Annotated in this window: 20 protein-coding genes and 1 other annotated feature; of the genes, 2 read left to right on the top strand and 18 right to left on the bottom strand. The window is 45.7% G+C overall.

Features of this window, described 5'->3' with window-relative positions; translation table 11 throughout:
• Nucleotides 1-39 precede the first annotated feature (39 nt).
• The 11 genes from NLX78_RS21280 to NLX78_RS21230 form a co-directional block, all read right to left on the bottom strand.
• Nucleotides 40-1,080: an NAD(P)H-dependent glycerol-3-phosphate dehydrogenase gene (locus NLX78_RS21280; RefSeq protein WP_302057460.1), complete on the bottom strand. Its 1,041-nt coding sequence runs from the start codon at nucleotides 1,078-1,080 to the stop codon at nucleotides 40-42.
• A complete protein-coding gene (gene plsY / locus NLX78_RS21275) occupies nucleotides 1,073-1,681 on the bottom strand; it encodes a glycerol-3-phosphate 1-O-acyltransferase PlsY (RefSeq protein WP_039271041.1) in 609 nt (202 codons plus the stop codon). Before plsY ends, NLX78_RS21280 begins: the two co-directional genes overlap by 8 nt.
• Nucleotides 1,682-1,692: 11 nt before the next feature.
• Nucleotides 1,693-3,015 carry a ribosome biogenesis GTPase Der gene (gene der / locus NLX78_RS21270; RefSeq protein ID WP_013310744.1) on the bottom strand — a complete coding sequence of 441 codons (1,323 nt, stop codon included), beginning with the start codon at nucleotides 3,013-3,015 and terminating at the stop codon, nucleotides 1,693-1,695.
• Between the two features lie 147 nt (nucleotides 3,016-3,162).
• Complete coding sequence (rpsA, locus tag NLX78_RS21265) at nucleotides 3,163-4,389, bottom strand: 30S ribosomal protein S1 (protein WP_013371699.1); 1,227 nt, start codon at nucleotides 4,387-4,389, stop codon at nucleotides 3,163-3,165.
• A 119-nt stretch (nucleotides 4,390-4,508) separates the two neighbouring features.
• Complete coding sequence (locus NLX78_RS21260) at nucleotides 4,509-5,102, bottom strand: lysophospholipid acyltransferase family protein (protein WP_254351450.1); 594 nt, start codon at nucleotides 5,100-5,102, stop codon at nucleotides 4,509-4,511.
• On the bottom strand, nucleotides 5,099-5,806 hold the full coding sequence (cmk, locus tag NLX78_RS21255; RefSeq protein WP_039271040.1) for a (d)CMP kinase: 708 nt from the start codon (nucleotides 5,804-5,806) through the stop codon (nucleotides 5,099-5,101). The genes NLX78_RS21260 and cmk overlap by 4 nt, the downstream gene beginning before the upstream one ends.
• Nucleotides 5,807-5,935: 129 nt before the next feature.
• The gene (locus tag NLX78_RS21250; RefSeq protein ID WP_254351449.1) at nucleotides 5,936-6,595 is read right to left on the bottom strand and encodes a flagellar brake protein; all 660 of its coding nucleotides are present in this window, start codon (nucleotides 6,593-6,595) and stop codon (nucleotides 5,936-5,938) included.
• A gap of 165 nt (nucleotides 6,596-6,760) precedes the next feature.
• Nucleotides 6,761-8,146 (bottom strand): germination protein YpeB, encoded by a 1,386-nt coding sequence (ypeB, locus tag NLX78_RS21245; protein WP_061829227.1) that lies wholly within the window; start codon nucleotides 8,144-8,146, stop codon nucleotides 6,761-6,763.
• 265 nt (nucleotides 8,147-8,411) lie between these two features.
• Nucleotides 8,412-9,107 carry a glutamic-type intramembrane protease PrsW gene (gene prsW / locus NLX78_RS21240; RefSeq protein WP_254351448.1) on the bottom strand — a complete coding sequence of 232 codons (696 nt, stop codon included), beginning with the start codon at nucleotides 9,105-9,107 and terminating at the stop codon, nucleotides 8,412-8,414.
• An 85-nt stretch (nucleotides 9,108-9,192) separates the two neighbouring features.
• Entirely contained in the window at nucleotides 9,193-9,807 is a 615-nt protein-coding gene (locus NLX78_RS21235) for a genetic competence negative regulator (RefSeq protein ID WP_013310751.1), read from the bottom strand.
• 197 nt (nucleotides 9,808-10,004) lie between these two features.
• Nucleotides 10,005-10,382: a hypothetical protein gene (locus NLX78_RS21230; RefSeq protein ID WP_039271033.1), complete on the bottom strand. Its 378-nt coding sequence runs from the start codon at nucleotides 10,380-10,382 to the stop codon at nucleotides 10,005-10,007.
• Between the two features lie 94 nt (nucleotides 10,383-10,476).
• Here NLX78_RS21230 and NLX78_RS21225 point away from each other — a divergent pair, with 94 nt between their 5' ends.
• Nucleotides 10,477-11,403, top strand: a complete 927-nt coding sequence (locus NLX78_RS21225) for a polysaccharide deacetylase family protein (RefSeq protein WP_254351447.1) — start codon at nucleotides 10,477-10,479, stop codon at nucleotides 11,401-11,403.
• Between the two features lie 105 nt (nucleotides 11,404-11,508).
• Here NLX78_RS21225 and NLX78_RS21220 read toward each other — a convergent pair whose 3' ends face one another.
• Nucleotides 11,509-11,850: a hypothetical protein gene (locus NLX78_RS21220; RefSeq protein WP_254351446.1), complete on the bottom strand. Its 342-nt coding sequence runs from the start codon at nucleotides 11,848-11,850 to the stop codon at nucleotides 11,509-11,511.
• Entirely contained in the window at nucleotides 11,847-12,434 is a 588-nt protein-coding gene (locus tag NLX78_RS21215; RefSeq protein ID WP_061829230.1) for a type II CAAX endopeptidase family protein, read from the bottom strand. The genes NLX78_RS21220 and NLX78_RS21215 overlap by 4 nt, the downstream gene beginning before the upstream one ends.
• 185 nt (nucleotides 12,435-12,619) lie before the next feature.
• Nucleotides 12,620-12,869, top strand: a binding site (T-box leader).
• A gap of 262 nt (nucleotides 12,870-13,131) precedes the next feature.
• Between NLX78_RS21215 and serA the strand changes: the two genes are divergently transcribed.
• Nucleotides 13,132-14,724 carry a phosphoglycerate dehydrogenase gene (serA, locus tag NLX78_RS21210; protein ID WP_039271025.1) on the top strand — a complete coding sequence of 531 codons (1,593 nt, stop codon included), beginning with the start codon at nucleotides 13,132-13,134 and terminating at the stop codon, nucleotides 14,722-14,724.
• Nucleotides 14,725-14,945: 221 nt separating this feature from the next.
• On the opposite strand, the gene NLX78_RS21205 is transcribed toward serA, so the two are convergent.
• The 5 genes from NLX78_RS21205 to NLX78_RS21185 form a co-directional block, all read right to left on the bottom strand.
• Complete coding sequence (locus NLX78_RS21205) at nucleotides 14,946-16,388, bottom strand: ATP-binding protein (protein ID WP_254351445.1); 1,443 nt, start codon at nucleotides 16,386-16,388, stop codon at nucleotides 14,946-14,948.
• A 1-nt stretch (nucleotide 16,389) separates the two neighbouring features.
• Complete coding sequence (locus NLX78_RS21200) at nucleotides 16,390-17,106, bottom strand: response regulator transcription factor (RefSeq protein ID WP_039271023.1); 717 nt, start codon at nucleotides 17,104-17,106, stop codon at nucleotides 16,390-16,392.
• Between the two features lie 109 nt (nucleotides 17,107-17,215).
• Nucleotides 17,216-17,974, bottom strand: coding sequence for a pseudouridine synthase (locus tag NLX78_RS21195; RefSeq protein ID WP_023989197.1), 759 nt, complete (start codon nucleotides 17,972-17,974; stop codon nucleotides 17,216-17,218).
• Nucleotides 17,975-18,052: 78 nt separating this feature from the next.
• Entirely contained in the window at nucleotides 18,053-18,583 is a 531-nt protein-coding gene (locus tag NLX78_RS21190; RefSeq protein WP_254351444.1) for a spore maturation protein, read from the bottom strand.
• Nucleotides 18,584-18,590: 7 nt separating this feature from the next.
• Nucleotides 18,591-19,334, bottom strand: coding sequence for a nucleoside recognition domain-containing protein (locus tag NLX78_RS21185; RefSeq protein ID WP_039271021.1), 744 nt, complete (start codon nucleotides 19,332-19,334; stop codon nucleotides 18,591-18,593).
• Nucleotides 19,335-19,354: the final 20 nt, after the last annotated feature.

Below are 19,354 nucleotides of genomic sequence, written 5' to 3'. Positions count from 1 at the left end.
CATGAGACAGCCTTTATATTATAAAGCTCATCCGAGCCCTTAAGAATGCCATTGCTCCCAAGTTTGAAGTGGCATGACTTCCATCTCGGTCTTAGGATCGCGACCCATCAGCGCCTCAACGGCCTTACGGACGTCACGTCCTTCAAACAGTACTCCATATAGCACCTCTGTAATAGGCATCTGAACACCTAATTTTTGAGAGATGGCGTATGCCGCTTTTGTCGTTCGAATACCTTCTACGACCATGCCCATAGATTCCAGCACAGCATCAAGCTGTTGGCCCTGTCCCAATAGTGACCCTGCACGCCAGTTGCGACTGTGACGACTCGTTGCAGTGACCACTAGATCGCCAATACCAGCCAGGCCGGCAAAGGTTAGTGGGTTAGCGCCCATCTCAACTCCGGCACGGGTAATTTCAGCCAATCCACGGGTCAATAAAGCCGCTTTGGCATTATCACCGAAACCAAGTCCATCTGACATTCCCGCACCCAATGCGATAATGTTTTTTAGCGCCCCGGACAGTTCCACGCCGAGCAAATCACGGTTTGTATAGACGCGGAAATAGGAGTTCATGAACAGACCCTGTGCGGCTTGCGCAGCCTTCTCATTGGAGGAAGCTACAACAACCGTTGTAGGACATTTCCTCACCACTTCTTCCGCATGACTCGGACCAGACAGCACAGCAATATCACCCTCAGCGACTTCCAGTTCTTCCGAGATCACCGTGGACATACGTTTAAGCGTTTCAGTTTCAAAACCTTTAATGGCATGCACTACCAGCATATCCTTGTTAAAATGAGCTTTCAGACTACGTGCTACCTGACGAGCAGCAGCCGAAGGAGATACGATAATCACTGCTTTAGCACCAGATACCGCAGTCTGCATATCAGTTGTAGCTGAAATGCGATCAGACAAAATGGAGCCTGGTAAATAATGCTCATTCGTATGCTTCTCATTGATTTCAGCTGCTTGCTGCTCGTTTCTCGTCCAGACAGAGACATCGTTGTTATTGGCCGCAAGAACGGAAGCCAGGGCTGTTCCCCAACTCCCAGCGACCAGCACAGCTATTTTCTCAGACAAGACGATCTCCTCCTTTGGAGCCAAGCTTGTTCTCATTCCCACGTACCAGCTTGACTATGTTGGTACGGTGTCTCCACACAGCGAACAGACAAATGATTAGAGCCGTCCAAAATAACGGCCATGCATAACCAAGCACGAGTAATATCCAGGGAGTCAAAATGACAAATATGAGCGATCCCAAGGATACGTAACGCGTCATTACGATTGCAAGTATCGCAATGATTCCGGCATATAGTGCGGGCAGTAAGGCAAGCGATGCCAATACACCAATAGCAGTCGCAATACCTTTTCCTCCACGGAAGTGAAAATATATCGGCCAGTTATGGCCCGCAATCGCTGCAATGCCGCACAAACCCGATACCCAGGATGATTCTCCACCTAACCAGTGCCCTATTAGCACTGCAATAACCCCTTTAAGTACGTCCAGCAGCAGTACCAGAATAGCTGGGCCTTTTCCAAGCACACGCAGCGTATTCGTCGCACCGGCATTGCCGCTTCCATGCTGGCGAATGTCGATTCCTTTTAATTTTCCATACAGCAAACTAAAGCTGACAGAGCCAAGCAAGTAACTGAGTACGATGGCAACGATTTGTAAAATCAACCTATTCGCTCCTAACTTTCGTCAGACTTGCGCCGTGTAAAGATACGAATTGGAGTTCCTTCAAAATTGAAGGCGGCGCGAATTTTGTTCTCCAGATAACGCTCATACGAGAAGTGCATTATTTCTGGATCGTTTACGAATACAACCATCGTAGGCGGCTTAACAGCAACCTGGGTCACATAGTTAATACGCAGACGACGTCCCTTGTCTGTTGGTGGAGGATTGATGGCAACCGCGTCGGAAATTACATCATTCAGCAAATGTGTCTGAATACGCAATACATGCTGCTGTGCCACATGCTGTACAACAGGAAGCAGCTTTTGCAGGCGTTGCTTCGTTTTTGCAGACAAGAACACAATCGGAGCATATGTCATAAACAGAAAGTGATCGCGAATTTTCGTTTCAAACTGGTGCATCGTTTTATCGTCCTTGTCCACGACATCCCATTTGTTAACGACAAACAGCGACGCTTTACCCGCTTCATAAGCATAGCCAGCAATGTGCTTATCCTGCTCAATAATGCCTTCCTCGCCGTTAATAACGACCAGTACAACATCTGCACGCTCAATGGCACGCATGGCACGCATTACACTATATTTTTCAGTCGTTTCATATACTTTGCCACGTTTACGCATACCTGCCGTATCAATCAGCACATACTTTTGACCGTCTTTTTCAAAAGGTGTATCAATTGCATCACGCGTCGTGCCCGCAATGTCACTAACGATAACCCGTTCTTCTCCCAGAATGGCGTTAACCAGTGAAGATTTACCTACATTCGGGCGGCCGATCAAGGCAACACGAATAACGTCTTCATCATAGTGATCTTCTTCCAGCTCAGGCAAATTGGACGTAATTGCATCTAGCAGGTCGCCTATCCCTGTGCCATGACTACCAGAAACAGCAATTGGATCACCAAATCCATAAGAATAAAACTCATAAATCAGATCGGCGCGACTGAGGTTGTCCACCTTGTTGACAGCTACGATGATCGGTTTACCCGAACGATATAACATTTGAGCTACCTCTTCATCTGACTGTGTAATTCCTGCTTTCGCATCACTCATGAATACAATTACATCTGCTTCTTCTATTGCAAGTTCGGCCTGCATACGGATGGATTTTAAAATGACATCCTCACCATCAATCTCAATGCCGCCGGTGTCAATAATACTGAAGGATTTACCATTCCACTCCGATATACCGTATATACGGTCACGAGTGATTCCGGGTTTATCTTCCACGATGGACAAACGATCCCCGATAATCCGATTAAAAATAGTGGACTTACCCACATTCGGACGACCAACGATAGCCACAACGGGTCTTGCCATAAATTCACTCCTCCTGTCAATTCTTCCGCTATCATCATAGCAAAAAACATACCTATTAGCGATATGGTCACGTAACAACAATCGGCGAACCCTCTGGGTCCGCCGATGGTGTACGTTATGCTTATTATAAAATGTATTGATTTAAACTCATTTAAATTTGTTCAGCTTATCGCCAAAACGCTCGCCGAGCGTAATGCTCAGACCGGAATTATTGAGGGAAACGTTAGGATTATTCAGTTCCTCACGAGGTGCACGAGATGCACGTGGTGCTCTTTCTGCTTTAGGAGCAGCTTCAGGAGCTTCCTCAGTTTCTTTAATGCTCAGGCTAACACGTTTTTCGGAAGGATTCATTTCAAGAATTTTAACTTTCACTTCTTGTCCTTCTTCCAGAACTTCTTGTGGAGTTCCAATGTGTTTGTGGGAAATTTGGGAAATATGAACCAAACCTTCCACGCCAGGAGCGATTTCAACGAATGCACCGAAGTTAACCAGACGTTTTACAACGCCTGTTACGATGTCATTGTTGTTGAATTGTCCAGCAGCCGATTCCCAAGGACCAGGCTGTGCAGCTTTCATGCTCAGGCTGATTTTTCCTTTTTCAGGATCTACTTTCAAGACTTTCACTTTCACTTGATCTCCTTCAGAAACTGCATCAGAAGGCTTATCGACATGAGTCCAAGCAATTTCAGATACGTGAACCAGACCGTCCACGCCGCCAACATCTACGAAAGCACCGAACTGAGTAAGACGTTGAACCGTACCTACGATTTCTTGGCCTTCTTTCAGCTCAGCCATTACTTTAAGCTTGTTGGCTTCGAATTCTGCTTCCAGAACGTCTTTTTGAGAAAGGATCACTTTGTTATTTTCACGATCCAGTTCTTTTACAACAACACGCAATGTGCGGCCTTTGTAATCACTGAAATCTTCAACGAAGTGGCGTTCTACCATGGATGCAGGGATGAATCCGCGCAGACCCACGTCTACTACGATGCCGCCTTTAACGACATCATTCACAACAACTTCAAATACTTCTTTGCTTTCAAACAGTTGCTCCAACTTTTCCCAAGCATTTTCACTGTCGATTGCACGTTTGGACAGAACAAGTTTTTCCTTGCCATCGTCAATGCTGATAATTCTAGCTTCAACCTCTTGGCCTACTTGTACTGCTTCTTCTGCGTTATCCAAACCAGAAGACAACTCGCGAATTGGAATAACTCCATCGTATTTATATCCAATGCTTACTACCGCTTGGTTATCTTCCAATTTCACGATTGTACCCTTAACGGTGTCACCTTTTTTCAGGGAGACGATTTGATCGAGCTCGTCTTGATTTGCCGCTTCAGCAGCTTCTTGATTTTTAATTTCTTCCGACATGTCAATACCCTCCTCAATTCAAAAAAAACCATTTATTTAAACCTGCGCATGGCAGAGTTCAAAACATAAATAAACTTTTGTTCTAGTTTTCCGAGCTTAGACACAATTCATGCAAGCCTTCAGTTATTCGTAGGCTTACCCGTTTCCTTCATCGTGCGAATACGAGACATAATTGCTTCTGTTGCAAGTTCAAGCGGATCTCCTTCGATATCGGCACCCTTTTGGTAAGCGTCCAAATTGACAGGTTTACCGTATAACACTTTCGTTTTACGGAAAAGCTTGTAATCACCAATAATGGCGACCGGAACGGCAGCCGCTCCACTGCGTAGCGCAAAGCTTGCAGCACCCTTTTTACCGATTCCCCCAGCTCCTCTGGAACCTTCGGGAAAGATTCCCATAACCTTACCATCACGCAAAATGTTCAATGCCAGCTTAATGGATTCCTTACTTACACCACCACGTTTGACTGGAAAAGCTCCCAGTTTCCCAATTAGTGGACCCAGTACAGGAACATTAAACAGCTCGGATTTTGCCATAAAGTGAACCTTTCGCTTCAGCAAAATACCAACTGTAGGAGGGTCAAGATTACTAATATGATTAGAACACAACAGCACTCCACCCTCAGCAGGAACATTTTCCCTGCCTACCGCCTCAAGTCTAAACAGAACGCGGTAAATGAGACGCAAAATACTGGCGCATACAGTATATATCATTGGCTGATCTCTCCATCCTTCTCCGTTAAGCAATAAGATACGATCGTATCAACGACATCCTGAATGCCCATTTGAGTCGTATCGAGCACGATGGCGTCCTCACTGCAACGAAGCGGGGATACCTCCCTCTCCTCGTCAAGCTTGTCACGTGCCGCAATGTCACGTTCTAGCTGCTCCAGAGTGATATCATCAGTTTCGCTCAGTTCTTTAAAACGGCGAGAGGCACGTTCCTGAACACTTGCGGTCATGAACACCTTGACTTCCGCATCGGGAAGTACAGTTGTTCCAATATCGCGACCATCCATAACGACACCCTTGCGTGCAGCCATCTCACGCTGGTTTTCAGTCAAACGTGTACGTAAACCAGCAATACTTGAATACTGTGACACGTTGCTAGTCACTTCCATCGAACGGATCACAGTGGTTACATCTTCCCCGTTACAATAAACCTTTTGGCCTGTGGGGTCCGGTACTAATTCAATCACCAGCTCAGGTACATGTTGAAGCACTTTTTGTACATTTTCTGCAGGAATTTCCTTACGCATCATGTACCACGTTGCTGCTCGGTACATGGCTCCGGTATCTACATATACATAAGAAAGTGCTTTCGCCACCAGGCGGGCCACTGTACTTTTCCCTGCACCAGCAGGTCCATCAATGGCTACATTTATTTTGTTACTTGAAGATACATGTTGCCTTGCCAACAGGGAATTCCTCCTAACCTAACCTCAAGAAAAAAGCAGGCATTGCCTGCGACGTGAAAATTATACCACACATTTATAGGCGATGCAAAATAAGCGACAGGTTTACTAAAAAAGAAAAATTTCGGATGATTAAGATTTCCCCCGGAATTCCAGCTGTCTTTCAAAGCAATATTTAATCAGTTTTTGGCGCTCCTGATCAGCGATTTCCTCATATTTCAGCATAATGAGTTTGCGACCGTTTTCCATCTGCTGAATGCGCACAATTTCAGATTGGAACGGAACATGCTCCTGAGTACCGTTTTTATATGGAACTAAAATCCAGCAAGACAATGATTCTCCTTCTTCAAGATGATGAGTTCCCTGGGTGTGAAAAGAAACACCCCCGCCTCCTACATCATGTGTCTCTGCTACAAATCTGGACTCGTTCGCACCATGCTTTACTGCAATTTCCAAGTTGGCCTTAACCCGAAGAAAGTTGCGGCGCTGAATTTTGCTGATGCTGTCTGGAGCAGGTTTGTGGATACGAACCATCCGGAGGATATCCTCTTTAAAACCCGTAACGTGGGTATTAAAATAATTTTTAATCCCACCCTCGCTCATAAAAAATATAGACAGTTCTTCCCCTAGAAACAATTTTTTCAAATGCCCACTTGTTTGTGACATAGGAATTTCAATTAGAAAGTTCTGTGACTCCTCTTCTGCAATACGAGACTTAAATTCAAAAATCTCGTCCTTATGGTCACTACCAGCCACTTGTATGTATAACACATCATTAATTTTGGGAAACAAATGATCCACCATCCTTGTCCATTAAAAGCTCTAATTAAGGTATATAATACCACGACTTTGTGCCTATATTAAGCATTATATTTGTTCGATCTATGACTAAAGCACAAAAAACCTCCTTCATGAAGGAGGTTTAGAGTGACTATTGATTCATTTTCATGTAATCAACTACGCATTACTTGCAGTAACCTGAGGTTCATCTGAATCTTTAACCTCTTCAATCGTTTCTTCCATTCCCGTATTGGCGTTAATGTATATCCGGTAGACGGAACCATTGATTTTACCACCAAATTCATAACATAGAACTTCATTCGAAAGTTCATTTTCAATTAAAGCTTTACGGTGGTAAGTTTCACGAAATTCAGGATTCAATTTTGCTCGTGCTGCATTCAAATTCAATTTCGCTTGCGGAATGCGGCGGAGATGACTATGCTCATACACATAATCACTGGATTGAAAACCGATCACTTGTCCGTTATCAAGGCCTGATCTGACTGTGATTTTTTCTGGATAGATAATCACGTCCCCTTGTTGGCTCGCAAATGTAATATTAGCTAAATTCCCGCTCTCATCATACGCAACTGGCTTCATTCCTTTGTAACCTTTTTGTTCAAGGTACTCACTAGCATAGCGAATCGCTTCATTACGTGTTGCTTTTTTAGGACCTACTGCCCTCATGTCATGATAAGAAATAAGCTTGCCGCCTTTTTTCGTGAAATCCATACTGGCCACGGGTTGCTTCTTATTTAGCAGGGTAGCTGTATAAGATGCCCATTCCGTTCCTTTACCGTTTTCGTTCACACGGATCTGACTTTCCGGTTTTCCTGTAAATTCAGCGGCATTTCGTTTAATTTGTTCTGCATTCACTGCCGGGAGACTCAATTTTTTCACAGAGCGTTTATCATAGATGCTGGCTACAGACGGTCCCCAATCCAGCTCCTTGTAGTTTTCCACCTTTTTGTCCACGGTTTTAAAGCCATCAATAATGGTATTGTCCTTCGGCCCAGTTTGCGAACCTGCCGCCATATCTACATCCATCCATCGCAAATTTTTACTAAGGACCTTTTGCTGCACTTCCTGCATGTTTTTCGAAATTTCTTTGGAATTGTTATATAACGTTTTCAGGTTTGAAATTTCTTTCTCGTTTAAAGGCTCGTGATCCAGATCACGGACAGCGGTCTGATACGAAAACGCGGATAGATGTGACAGTAAATCCTTGGCATGATTAAAAGGCATTACATTCAGAGGCAACTGATTAACCTCATTTTGGGCCTCACTTGCAATCCTCCACACGTTCATCAAACATTTGCGGTGCATCGCGTGTGAAGTATTATGGACAGCAACCGCGTTCCCGAGTTGAGAATGCAGCTGATCCATATGAAACGACAAATCGTGAAACGCACGCTGGTATTGATTTTCCGCTTTTATCGACATGCTATTTGCCTGAAGAGACACCTCTTTTCTCATCTGGCTTTGCTGATAACCCCACACAAATGCTCCTATCATCATCAGGGTAACCACCGGGAACAATACGGCACTAAGTCGCTTATACATATTGGGAGTCTCCTTTCTTCAAGTACACTACCGATAGTGTGACAAGAAGAATGCTCTCTTATGCATGGTTTTCCATGACTTCAACAATAAACTCACAGTTATCGCAAATGCAGCGTTTAAAGCCGGTCTGAATCTGTCCTTGCTCTATACGTCCTCTCAGCACAAAACGTTCTCCACATCTTTTACAATGAATTCTTACTTTTATACGCAAAAAAAAGACACCTCTTTCTCTAACAGGTTTGTCAGATCAGTGTGCCCCATTTTGTTACATGTTAACCTTTTCTTCCCGTTTTAACAAACGAAAAGGAGAACGGTTATTAGCTCGACTGATCTTCGCCATTCCTCCATACCATAGAAATGCCATAAGTGGAATGATAAACCAGATCCAGTCATGCGAAAATTTCGTTAAAATCAAATCGTATACTCCGTGCCAGAACCATGGAAGCACCAATGACAGCAGCAACATGTATTTGCTCCTCAAGCCCTCTGAAAACTTGGCCTTCCCCATGTAGTAGCCCATCATTACACCAAACATCGCATGACCGGATACCGGTAGCAATGATCTCATCAGCATCATGCTAATCGAAGCATGGCCCGCCCAGGCATATAACAGATTTTCAACTGTTGCAAATCCGAGTGAGACTGCGGCCGCATACAAAATACCGTCATAAGGCTCGTCGAACTCGGTATGATTATAGATGATGTGATACAACAGAAACCATTTAAAAAACTCTTCCACTCCCGCTGAAATGCCGAACACCTGGATTAACGTGTGATCCCCTAGCCAAAGCAGCAGCCCGCGTTGAAAAATCATGACAGGAAGAACCACCAAAAAGCCGAGCAAAAACACTTTAAAAACCATGTGCAGTGGCTCCGAATCATACCTGTCCTTCAAGTAAAAATACATCAATAAGGCGAGACCCGGCGCTGTGGCTGCCGCTAAAACCGAAAACAGAAGCACCGATCATCCCTCCATAAAAATGAGTCGGCCCTGCTTTAGCGCAGAGCCGACAAATTCACTTCGATATCACTTTCGATAAAACGAATCAAGAACGGCTGTCAAAATGAGTGCAGATGACAGCAACTGCCTGCTCAGGAATGACCAGCTTGCCGTACTCTTCCAACATAGCTGGTGTAACGGATGAGCCTTCTCCAAATTCAGCAAGAACCGCAATTAAAGCCGCAAGCTTGGACTCCTCTACTTCTTCTGGTTCCAAATGCAGAATCCATTTTCCTCTATAATGATACAGCTTACCTGCTTCCGTAGTGTTACTACGAAGCATATGAGCCGCTTCTATGAGTACTTCGAAATCGCTAAACGCGTAAACGATGGAATCGCTATGCTCCAGCGTGACTTCCATTTCGTAGACTTCCTCTGGAAGCTCCTCATCGGGACCCGAACCATACTGTTGATGGTCGTATTTTCCCCGGGTGACGATAACAACCATTCCTTGAGCAGGAAGCGCAAAGACTTCGACAGCTAACGGTCCCGTGGCGTCGAAGCCCAGTTCGCTGTATGCCTGATCCATCATTTCGGTAAACAGCTCATGAACTCTTGGAATTTCTTGCCACATATCGTCTTTTTGAATACCGCGTTCGCTCAAATCGTCAAAGGTAAGGAAAATCCGTATCTTGTCCTGACTTAATCTTTCTATTTTCATACTGGACCCTCCTCCTGGCAGCCGAGTGTTATTAACAGATTATGATGCAATTATGATGCCTGTGATGAAAATGGTTCTATGTAATCATGTTATCATTTTATAATCGTAAATGCACGCAATAAAAAGATAAAAAAAAGAATCATTTGAACGGCTTTTACAAAAAAGCCGCAAAATGATTCGGAATAAAGGTTTCTGGGTTACAATCCCGGTACGGCTGTATGAGTTTCTTTCAAAATTTGCTCGACCTCACGCTTAACATCGGGACTTGTTCTGATGAAGTCTTTAATCAACTTCATATTCTCTTCTTTGTTCTTGGCAGTATGGGCGTTATGAGCGGTTTTATCTGTTGGTGAATGATGGTCTTGATCCTTATGGGTGTCTTCTTTATTTAGCGTTATCTCGCCCATTCCGGGGAATGCCGCGTCCATCATTTTAGTACGGGCTTTCTGCACTAAATTGCCGCTTTTTTTTCCACCCATGTCCATGGATAAGCCCAACATGTCGCGGTTGCGGGAGATCAAAGAGCTTGCTACAGCGCCCAAGACGATTCCCAGGAAAAATGAAGATGTTTTCACAATTAGAACCTCCCTTTGTGGTAGAATCAAGCATAGTGTTCGTCAGTAGTGACAAACTCATACGGTATAAAATACAGGAAGGTGAGATGAAATAATGGGTACAAAAACAGCAGCCATTTTGTTCACCGCATGTCTGCTGCTTAGTGCTTGCACTGCAACCAAGCCGGAATCTGCGGCAACAAGCAAACAGCAGGATTCGGTAGCGTCTGACTCAAGTAACAGCGCCAAAGATCAGAGCAGCGTCTCTTCCCCAAAAAGCAGCAGTAAGCAAGCAGGCAGTGATGATCATAACTCAGCGGGTAAAACCAATGCACAAAATGATAAAACCAGCGAAAGCAATGAAACAGGAGCTGCGACATCTGCAACTACCAATAACAAAATGTATCACTTGAACAAAGCCTACAATGTAATTCCTAACCAACAAGGCACCGAAAAAAAAGTCGTGTTACTGACCTTTGATGATGGTCCTAAGGAAGCAGCCATGATTAACAAAATCATAGATGTACTCGATAAACACAAAGCGAAAGCGATTTTCTTCGTAAACGGTTACCGTGTAAAAGAGCATCCTGAGTTGCTTAAGCTTATCCATGACCGTGGACAGCCCATCGGCAACCATAGCTGGGATCACATCGTGCTGAAGAATAAATCTGAGCCTGAGGTCAAAAAACAGATTGAATCGGTACAAAAAGTTGTTAAGGACATTACAGGACAAGCCCCCGTATTCTTCCGTCCCCCTCATGGTGCCGGCGGAGACGTAGGTCGCATGGTCGCTAAGGAAAACGGTCTCCTATACATGACATGGTCCGTCGGTTCTCTGGACTGGACAATGAAAAAGAATCAGCCTAATAAAACGGAGGCACTTCTCAAAAACGTAACGGAACAACTTCATCCAGGCAGCAATATTTTGATGCATGAACTGCCATGGACAGCTGAGGCTCTGGACAGTCTATTGACACGCCTTGAGCAAAAGGGGTACCAATTTGTTGATCCTCAAAGCATTGAGGTTCCTGCCAGCAAATAGAGACTTGCGTATACTCAGTCTTAACTGTAGATGATGCAATAAAGGCCTCCACTCTCCGCTATTCATGCGGAGACGGAGGCCTTTTTACCGTATCATTTTGCGCCTTTACCAAAGCATTTCACTGATGGGTGGTGCACCCTTGATGCCCCACCACAGTAACGCTGCAGTAATCAGCACAAAAAGAGTACTCAAAAAATTTAAAAACCACTTGCTTACCCGAATACGGCGGGACGGAAACATTTCTGCCCGCGTTCGGTACTCACTGGCAGGAGTATCATCCTCCAGCGTCACAGCAACTTCTGGTACAGCGGCAACGTGAGCCAATTCTGGCACGGGCCGTGAAGCACGGGAGCGAACTGGTTTAGATTTTGACCTGTCCTCCTCCTTGCCTTTGCGACCATTTCGACGGCTACCATAGGTCTGCACTCTGCTAAGTTCCTGATTCATTCTTCATACCTCCGAAAACGTAACGCTAAGCCAGATATAAGGTCAATCACAAAATGACAAATGATCGGTGCCCACAGACTACCGGTCTGCACATATATGTAGCCCAATCCATAACTGCTAAGAAAAACCCAGCCAGTGGGAATCCAATGCCGTAAATACCGGATATGAATCACCGCAAACAAAATGCTTGTCCAATAAGGACCAAAGCTGTACTGAATTGCACCTCTGAACAAGAGTTCCTCACAGATAGAGACGATAGCTGCTATACAAATAATATGCCACACCGGACGATTTTGAAACAGCATTTGGTTAATACCACCGTCATCCATAGCATCCTCAGGCATAATCCGGGACAGCAACAGATCCACAAGTAACATAGCGGCGGCCAATCCCAATCCCCACCATAAGACGTGCAGAGTGTTCGGCAATGCAAATAGTTCTAACACATTTCTTTTCTGAAAAAATATCCAGATTGCGCCAATCAGCAGGGTCAGCCCCTGAGTTAGATACAAATTGTAAAGCAGCAAGCGGTCGTTCAATTCATGAATTTGCGCTCTTTTCCATTTCACTTTAAGCTTTTTCATAGTTAGTTAGTCCTCTGCATAGTCTTCTTTAGCATCATAGCCAAAAAGTCGGGCGGATTCAAGAAGACTTAAATCTTAATTTTCCGCATTCTGTAGCTATATATCTAGCCGGCTATCCACACATGTCGCATGTCCTATTGACATGCCCATGTAAGCCATGATACATTATGAAAAAATTATTAGCGACAACAACAATGATGGAGAAAAGGTATTGATTTCGTCCTCAGAGAACCGGTGCTTGGGTGGAAGCCGGTGACGAAGTAACTACTTTCAGCGCTCCTGAGTTATTGCACCGAGGTCTGTGGAATACTTCCCGGCATTAGATGCAATCGGCAGAAAACCGTTATCCTTTCGGTCATTTTATGACCGCTGAAGGCAGTCCATTGCGAAATGGCTGCGAATTAGGGTGGTACCACGATAACTCTCGTCCCTTACTATGGAGATAGTATGTGATTCGGGGGTTTTTTTGATGCCCGAAAAACGCAAAGCGCCTCCGCGTAAGACTTTTGATCGTCAGTTTGGTGCATAATACTATTTTATCCCTTTTCTGCGTCAATGCGTTATCACACTAGTATTTTACACCGCTCTCCTGTACTTTTAGAAGCATTTCAAGTTTTTTTCATGTTCTTTATGGAATGTATTTCAGTTTGAAGTACATCCTGTCCATAAAAGAAGTTAACTTTGAGGAGGAAACCAAATGTTTAAAGTGTTAGTATCCGATCCGATCAGTGACCTGGGCATCCAGCAGCTGATGGATGCAGACGATGTCACGGTGGACAAGAACACAGGTCTCAGCGAGGATGAATTGGTTCAAATTATTGGTGACTATGACGCATTACTCGTTCGAAGCCAAACTCGGGTAACCGAACGCATCATGACGGCAGGTAAGAACCTCAAGGTTGTAGGGCGAGCTGGGGTCGGAGTGGACAACATCGACCTCGAAGCAGCAACACAACGCGGGATTATCGTTATTAACGCTCCTGACGGCAACACGATTACGACTTGTGAGCACACTTTTGCGATGATGATGGCTCTAGCACGTCATATTCCACAGGCATATGCCAAAACCATTGGCGGTACATGGGATCGTAAAACATTCCTCGGTGTCGAACTGCGTAACAAAACACTTGGAGTCCTCGGCATGGGACGTATCGGCAGTGAGGTGGCTAAACGTGCTAAAGCATTTGGCATGAGCATCCTCGGCTATGATCCATTTCTAACGGAAGAACGCGCTGAGAAGCTGGGCATTAAGCTGGCGAGCGTGGACGAAATTATCCGCAACGCAGATTTTATGACCGTACACACACCATTAACACCGGAAACGAAACATATGATTGCTCGTCCACAGTTTGAAGTGATGAAAAAAGGAATGCGCATCATCAACTGTGCCCGGGGCGGAGTTATCGATGAAATGGCTCTTGTTGAAGCTATTGATGAAGGTATCGTTGCCGGTGCAGCCTTTGACGTATTCGAGTCAGAGCCGCCAGCACAGGATCACCCATTCCTGAGTCATCCGAAAATTATCGTCACACCACATCTGGGTGCCTCGACTGTCGAAGCTCAGGAGAATGTAGCTATCGATGTGTCCGAGCAAGTGCTGCATATTTTGCGTGATGAGCCTTTTAAAAATGCGGTCAACATGCCTCCAGTGCCATCCAACGTTATGACGCAATTGCAGCCATATTTCTCGCTTGGAGAAAAGCTTGGCAGCTTTGCCGCTCAGATCACGAATCAGGCTGTACGTGAAATTCAGGTAGATTACGCTGGCGATTTGTCCTCTGTGGATACACAGCCGCTGACACGGTATATTTTGAAAGGTGTTCTTAGCCGTCATCTGGGCAGCGATGTGAACATTGTAAACTCTGTACATCTGGCCAAAACACGTGACATCCATCTTGTCGTATCTCAGGCGCCCGCCACCAAGGGTTTTACCAATCTGATTACCGTTACACTCAAGACGCAGAGCGGCGAAGAGCAACGTGTATCTGGCACCCTGCTGGCAGGCTATGGCGAACGGATCGTTCGGTTGAACCAGTTCCCGGTAGATGTAGCACCGGAAGCTCATTTCCTGCTTATCTCCCACAATGATAAACCAGGCATTATCGGCCGTGTCGGCACCTTGCTTGGGGAGAACGGCGTCAATATCGCTTCCATGCAAGTAGGGCGTAAAATTGTCGGCGGTGAAGCCATCATGATCCTGACCGTCGATAAAGCCGTGCCAAAAGACGTGCTGATTCAACTCGTTGGTTTGCCAGAACTAAATACTGCCCAAGAAGTAGTGTTAAATTAATTCCAGACATATTGAGAAGTCCATAGTTTTATAATAAAGAGAGGCGCCTGGCTACCCAGGCGTCTTTTTCTCTTATACCGTTATCTGTCATGAGAGCAATCATCATGCATGAAACAGGATGTTCCACGTTGAACAAGATAAATGTTGATTTTTCAACAAAAAGCACCCTCTTCCGAGGATGCCTGCAAACCGGGGTATATCAGCTGGGGCTTATAAATCTGTTACAGACCCAGCTTTGTTTTGTTGGAGATCGGCAGCAAAATAGTAAATTCCGTCCCTTCCCCCAATACGCTGGCAGCAGAGACAGAGCCTCCGTGAGCCTCTACAATGTTCTTGACAATAGCAAGCCCCAAACCAGTCCCTTTATCCTCACCACGTACTCTGGCCTTATCTGCCTTGTAGAAGCGGTCGAAAATATAAGGTAGATCCTCGCTGGCAATGCCTACACCTTCATCCTTAATCCGAATACGGATTAACTCATGCCGTTCTCCCAAAATTCGATCCGCCGCAATAGTAACCTTTTTCCCGCCGGGTGTATGTCTGAAAGCATTATCCAGCAAGTTGGTCAATACCTGCTCCAGTCTGTCCTCATCTGCCTCAGGCAGCAGCAAACGTTGGTCTTGCTCATGGTAATCGAGTGTCAGTCCCTGTTCCTTTGAACGTACCGTAAATTTACGGTGAACACGCTCGATCAGCTCATTCATATCCACTTCCTGTCGGTGCATGTCTGTATGACCAGCCTCCATTCGGGCCAGATCAAGCAGATCCTTGACTAACCTTCCCATGCGTAATGATTCATCATGGATGACCTGTACCAGCTCCTCGGATTCTTCAGGGGAACCCGCCATTCCATCCAGCAACGCCTCACTGTAGCCCTGCATCATAGATAAAGGTGTACGGATTTCATGAGATACGTTGGCCACAAAATCGCTCCGCATCTTCTCCAGCTTCACTTCTTCCGTAATATCTCTAAGCACAGCTACTGCACCGCGGATTGCATTATCCGTATACAGAGGCGCCATCTGCACCGACCAGGAGCCCTTCTTGACATGGATATAGTCTCCGACATCCTCTCCCCTGTCCATAACAGTATGGAACAGAGACTGCAAAGGCTCAGGTACAGAAGCTCCAAACTCCTCCAGATCACGCTCCTGCCACTCCAGCTTTTTCCAGATATCCAACAGACTTTGTGCCGGCGGATTCGTCAAGATGATTTGTCCGCTTCTGTCGAAGGTGATTACGGCATCAGACATGCTTCGCAGTACGCTGGATAAATGGTTTTTCTCCTCATTCAGACTGCGGATCGTTGCTTCCAGTTCCGTGGACATATGATTAAAAGTTTTCGCCAGTTCTCCAATTTCGTCACTGGTCACCAGCGAAAGCCGAGTATCATACCTCCCCTCACGAATCGCATTCGCCGCCTGAATCAACAGCTGCATAGGCTGTGTGATTTTAGTAAAAAGGAATAAGGCAAAAAAGGTCGTCAATAAAAATCCGACAATGCATGTATAGGTGAACAAATGCTTGATTTCCGTCGATTCATACGCCGCAAAATTTCTGTTGATGTACGGCAATAAAAAAAGCCCTAGAAAAATAAGCACAGAGCCTACAAGACAAATGATGGTGATCCACAGCTTGCCTACCAGCGATCTCCAGAAGTTCACGTTATTTTGGAACCTCCAGCTTATAACCTACGCCCCACACGGTTGTAATCATAGCCGCTGCCTCTGGCGATACTTTATTCAGCTTTTCACGAAGCCGTTTCACATGCGTATCCACAGTACGCAGATCACCAAAAAATTCGTAATTCCAAACATCTTTCAACAGTTCTTCGCGCGAGAAGACTTTATCTGGCGACACCGCCAAATAGTGCAACAGCTCGTACTCTTTAGGCGTGAGACTGATTTCAATCCCGCCCGCAGTTACCCGGTGCGCATCATGCTCAATGATAAGATTCGGAAAAACAATACTATTGCTTGGTACCGCCTCTTTCGTTAAAAAGGCAGTTTCCGACGAACGGCGTAAAATCGCCTTCACCCGGTAAATGACTTCTCGCGGGCTAAAGGGCTTAACCACATAATCATCGGCTCCGACTTCAAAGCCTTGTACACGGTTCACTTCCTCACCTTTGGCAGTCAGCATAATTACAGGTGTAGATTTAGTCTGACGCAGCCGTGTACACACCTCAATCCCATCCATCCCCGGAAGCATCACATCGAGCAAAATAATGCTGTAATCGCTTGCAGTCGCTTTTTGGAGGGCAATCTCACCATCCTCAGCTTCGTCAATTGCATATCCTTCTTTTTCCAGATACATCCGCAGAAGGCGGCGAATGCGTTCTTCATCATCTACAATTAATATGCGGTTGCTTTGTTCTGACATATTCCCAGCCCCTTCGCTAAAAAAACCATTCTCTCTATTTTACTATTTTCCCGTGCTTGGTCAAACTTTACTCTCATCCAACAGTCTCTTTACACCAAAAAGGCCGGGGTTATGACCCCCGTCCTGTCCGTTTCTTTTTCGTGTTGTCTGATTTGGCAAGTTGAATGAGACGGTTGATTTCGTCCTTGGTTAAGGGTCTGGTCAGACCGCGCTTCAAGTTTTGTAGCAAAAGATCACCGAAGGCAATCCGCTTGAGTCTGATGACCGGGTGTGAAATGGCCTCAAACATCCGTCTTACCTGGCGATTTCTGCCTTCATAAATGGTAATCTGGATCACAGACTCCTTACCATTCGGATCTACATCTTTATATTCTACCTCGGCTGGTGCAGTAATGCCATCTTCCAGCACGATTCCTTTTTTCAGCTTGTCCAGCTCAGTACCATGCGGAACGCCTTTGACAGTTGCCACATATGTCTTGGGCACATGATGCTTGGGATGCGTGAGCAGATTGGCGAACTCGCCATCATTGGTAAGCAACAGCAGTCCTTCGGTGTCGTAATCGAGACGCCCTACTGGATATACGCGTTCCTTAACGCCTTTCAGATAGTCTGACACGATTTTACGGCCTTCCGGATCGGAAGCACTCGTAATGACTCCTTTAGGTTTGTTCATCATCAGATAGATTTTTTTCTCGGTTTTGATCGGGCGTCCCTTTACCGTAATCATATCTTGATCAGGGTCTGCCTTCGTTCCCAGTTCAGTTACGACAACCCCGTTCACTTCCACGCTGCCCGCCTGAATAAGCTCTTCACATTTACGTCTGGAAGCTACACCAGCTTGGGCCAATATTTTCTGCAATCTTTCCATGTTCGCTAATTCACCTCATGCTAATGATACCCATCCATGAGCAAAATCACAACCCCCGTTCAAAAAACGATGCAGAAATTAAAATACAAGCAGGCAAATGGCAATGGCTGCCACAAAACCAACCACATCTGAAAATAGTCCTACCTTCAAAGCATACCGTCCATTGCGGATACCTACCACACCAAAATATACAGTTAGCACATATAGCGTCGTGTCTGTGCTGCCCTGAATCGTTGAGGCGATCCGACCGATCATGGAATCCGGGCCATAAGTGCGAATTAGATCCGTCGTGAACGCAAGTGAACCGGTGCCCGTCAATGGACGAAGCAAGCCTAAAGGCAGTACCTCACCGGGTACACCCCAGTGTTTAATCCATGGGGTTACCCAGGAGATCAAATAGTCTAAAGCGCCGGATGCTCGAAAAATGCTAATCGCCACCATCATGCCTACGAGATGAGGAATAATGCTGATGGCCGTAGAAAAGCCGTCTTTGGCTCCATCCACAAAAGAATCGTAGACAGGTACCTTTTTAGCATATGCATATAAAGGAATAAAAGCGAGAATAACCGGAATGGCCCAAGTCGATACGAGGTTTATAAAATTAAGCATGCCTCCCTCATCCTTTCCAAGTGGTGTCCCTGCCCTTGGCAGCCGTGATTCCCGTTCGCGGAACGGCAGGTGAAGATACGGGCAGCGTCGTTGAAGAGGCAGCAGATGTTGGTGCTGATGAGGTGAGTGGTGCCAAGGATGTCTGGGACGGCGGAATTGCTGGAGGACGACGGCGCAATTCTCGACTACGGTACCAACGGTCCGCCGCAATTGCGGCAAAGGTGGCTATTGCGGTCGCTACCAGTGTCGTACCGACGATTTCTGCCGGATGTGCGGAATGAAAATTAAGCCGTATCGCGATCAACGTCGTAGGAATAAGCGTAATACTGGCCGTATTCAGGGCGAGCAGCGTACACATGGCTGGTGTGGCGGTTTGCTTATCTGGATTGAGCGTCTGCAACTCTTGCATCGCCTTGATTCCCATCGGTGTGGCTGCATTCCCCAGACCCAGCAAATTGGCGCTCATATTGGACAAAATGTAACCCATAGCGGGATGATTACGCGGAACATCAGGAAAGAGAAAGGCAACCAAAGGAGAAAGCAGCTTAGATATTTTCTGCAAGAGCCCACCGTCTTCAGCCAGCCTCATCATACCCATCCAGAATACCAGCACACTTATCAGTCCAAAACATACTGTAACACCCGTAGTTGCCCCGTCAAAAGCTGCTTTCGTCACCACCTCAATATTTCCCTGCGCGGCAGCAAATACAAATCCAATACAAATCAAAGCCACCCATATGAGATGAATCATGGCTGATTCCTCCTTTTCCC

Origin of the sequence: Paenibacillus sp. Lou8.1, assembly GCF_024213565.1 — a bacterium.
Lineage (GTDB): Bacteria > Bacillota > Bacilli > Paenibacillales > Paenibacillaceae > Paenibacillus > Paenibacillus polymyxa_B.
The sequence above is the reverse complement of the archived record's forward strand: the minus strand, read 5'-3'. Positions and strand labels throughout refer to the sequence as shown.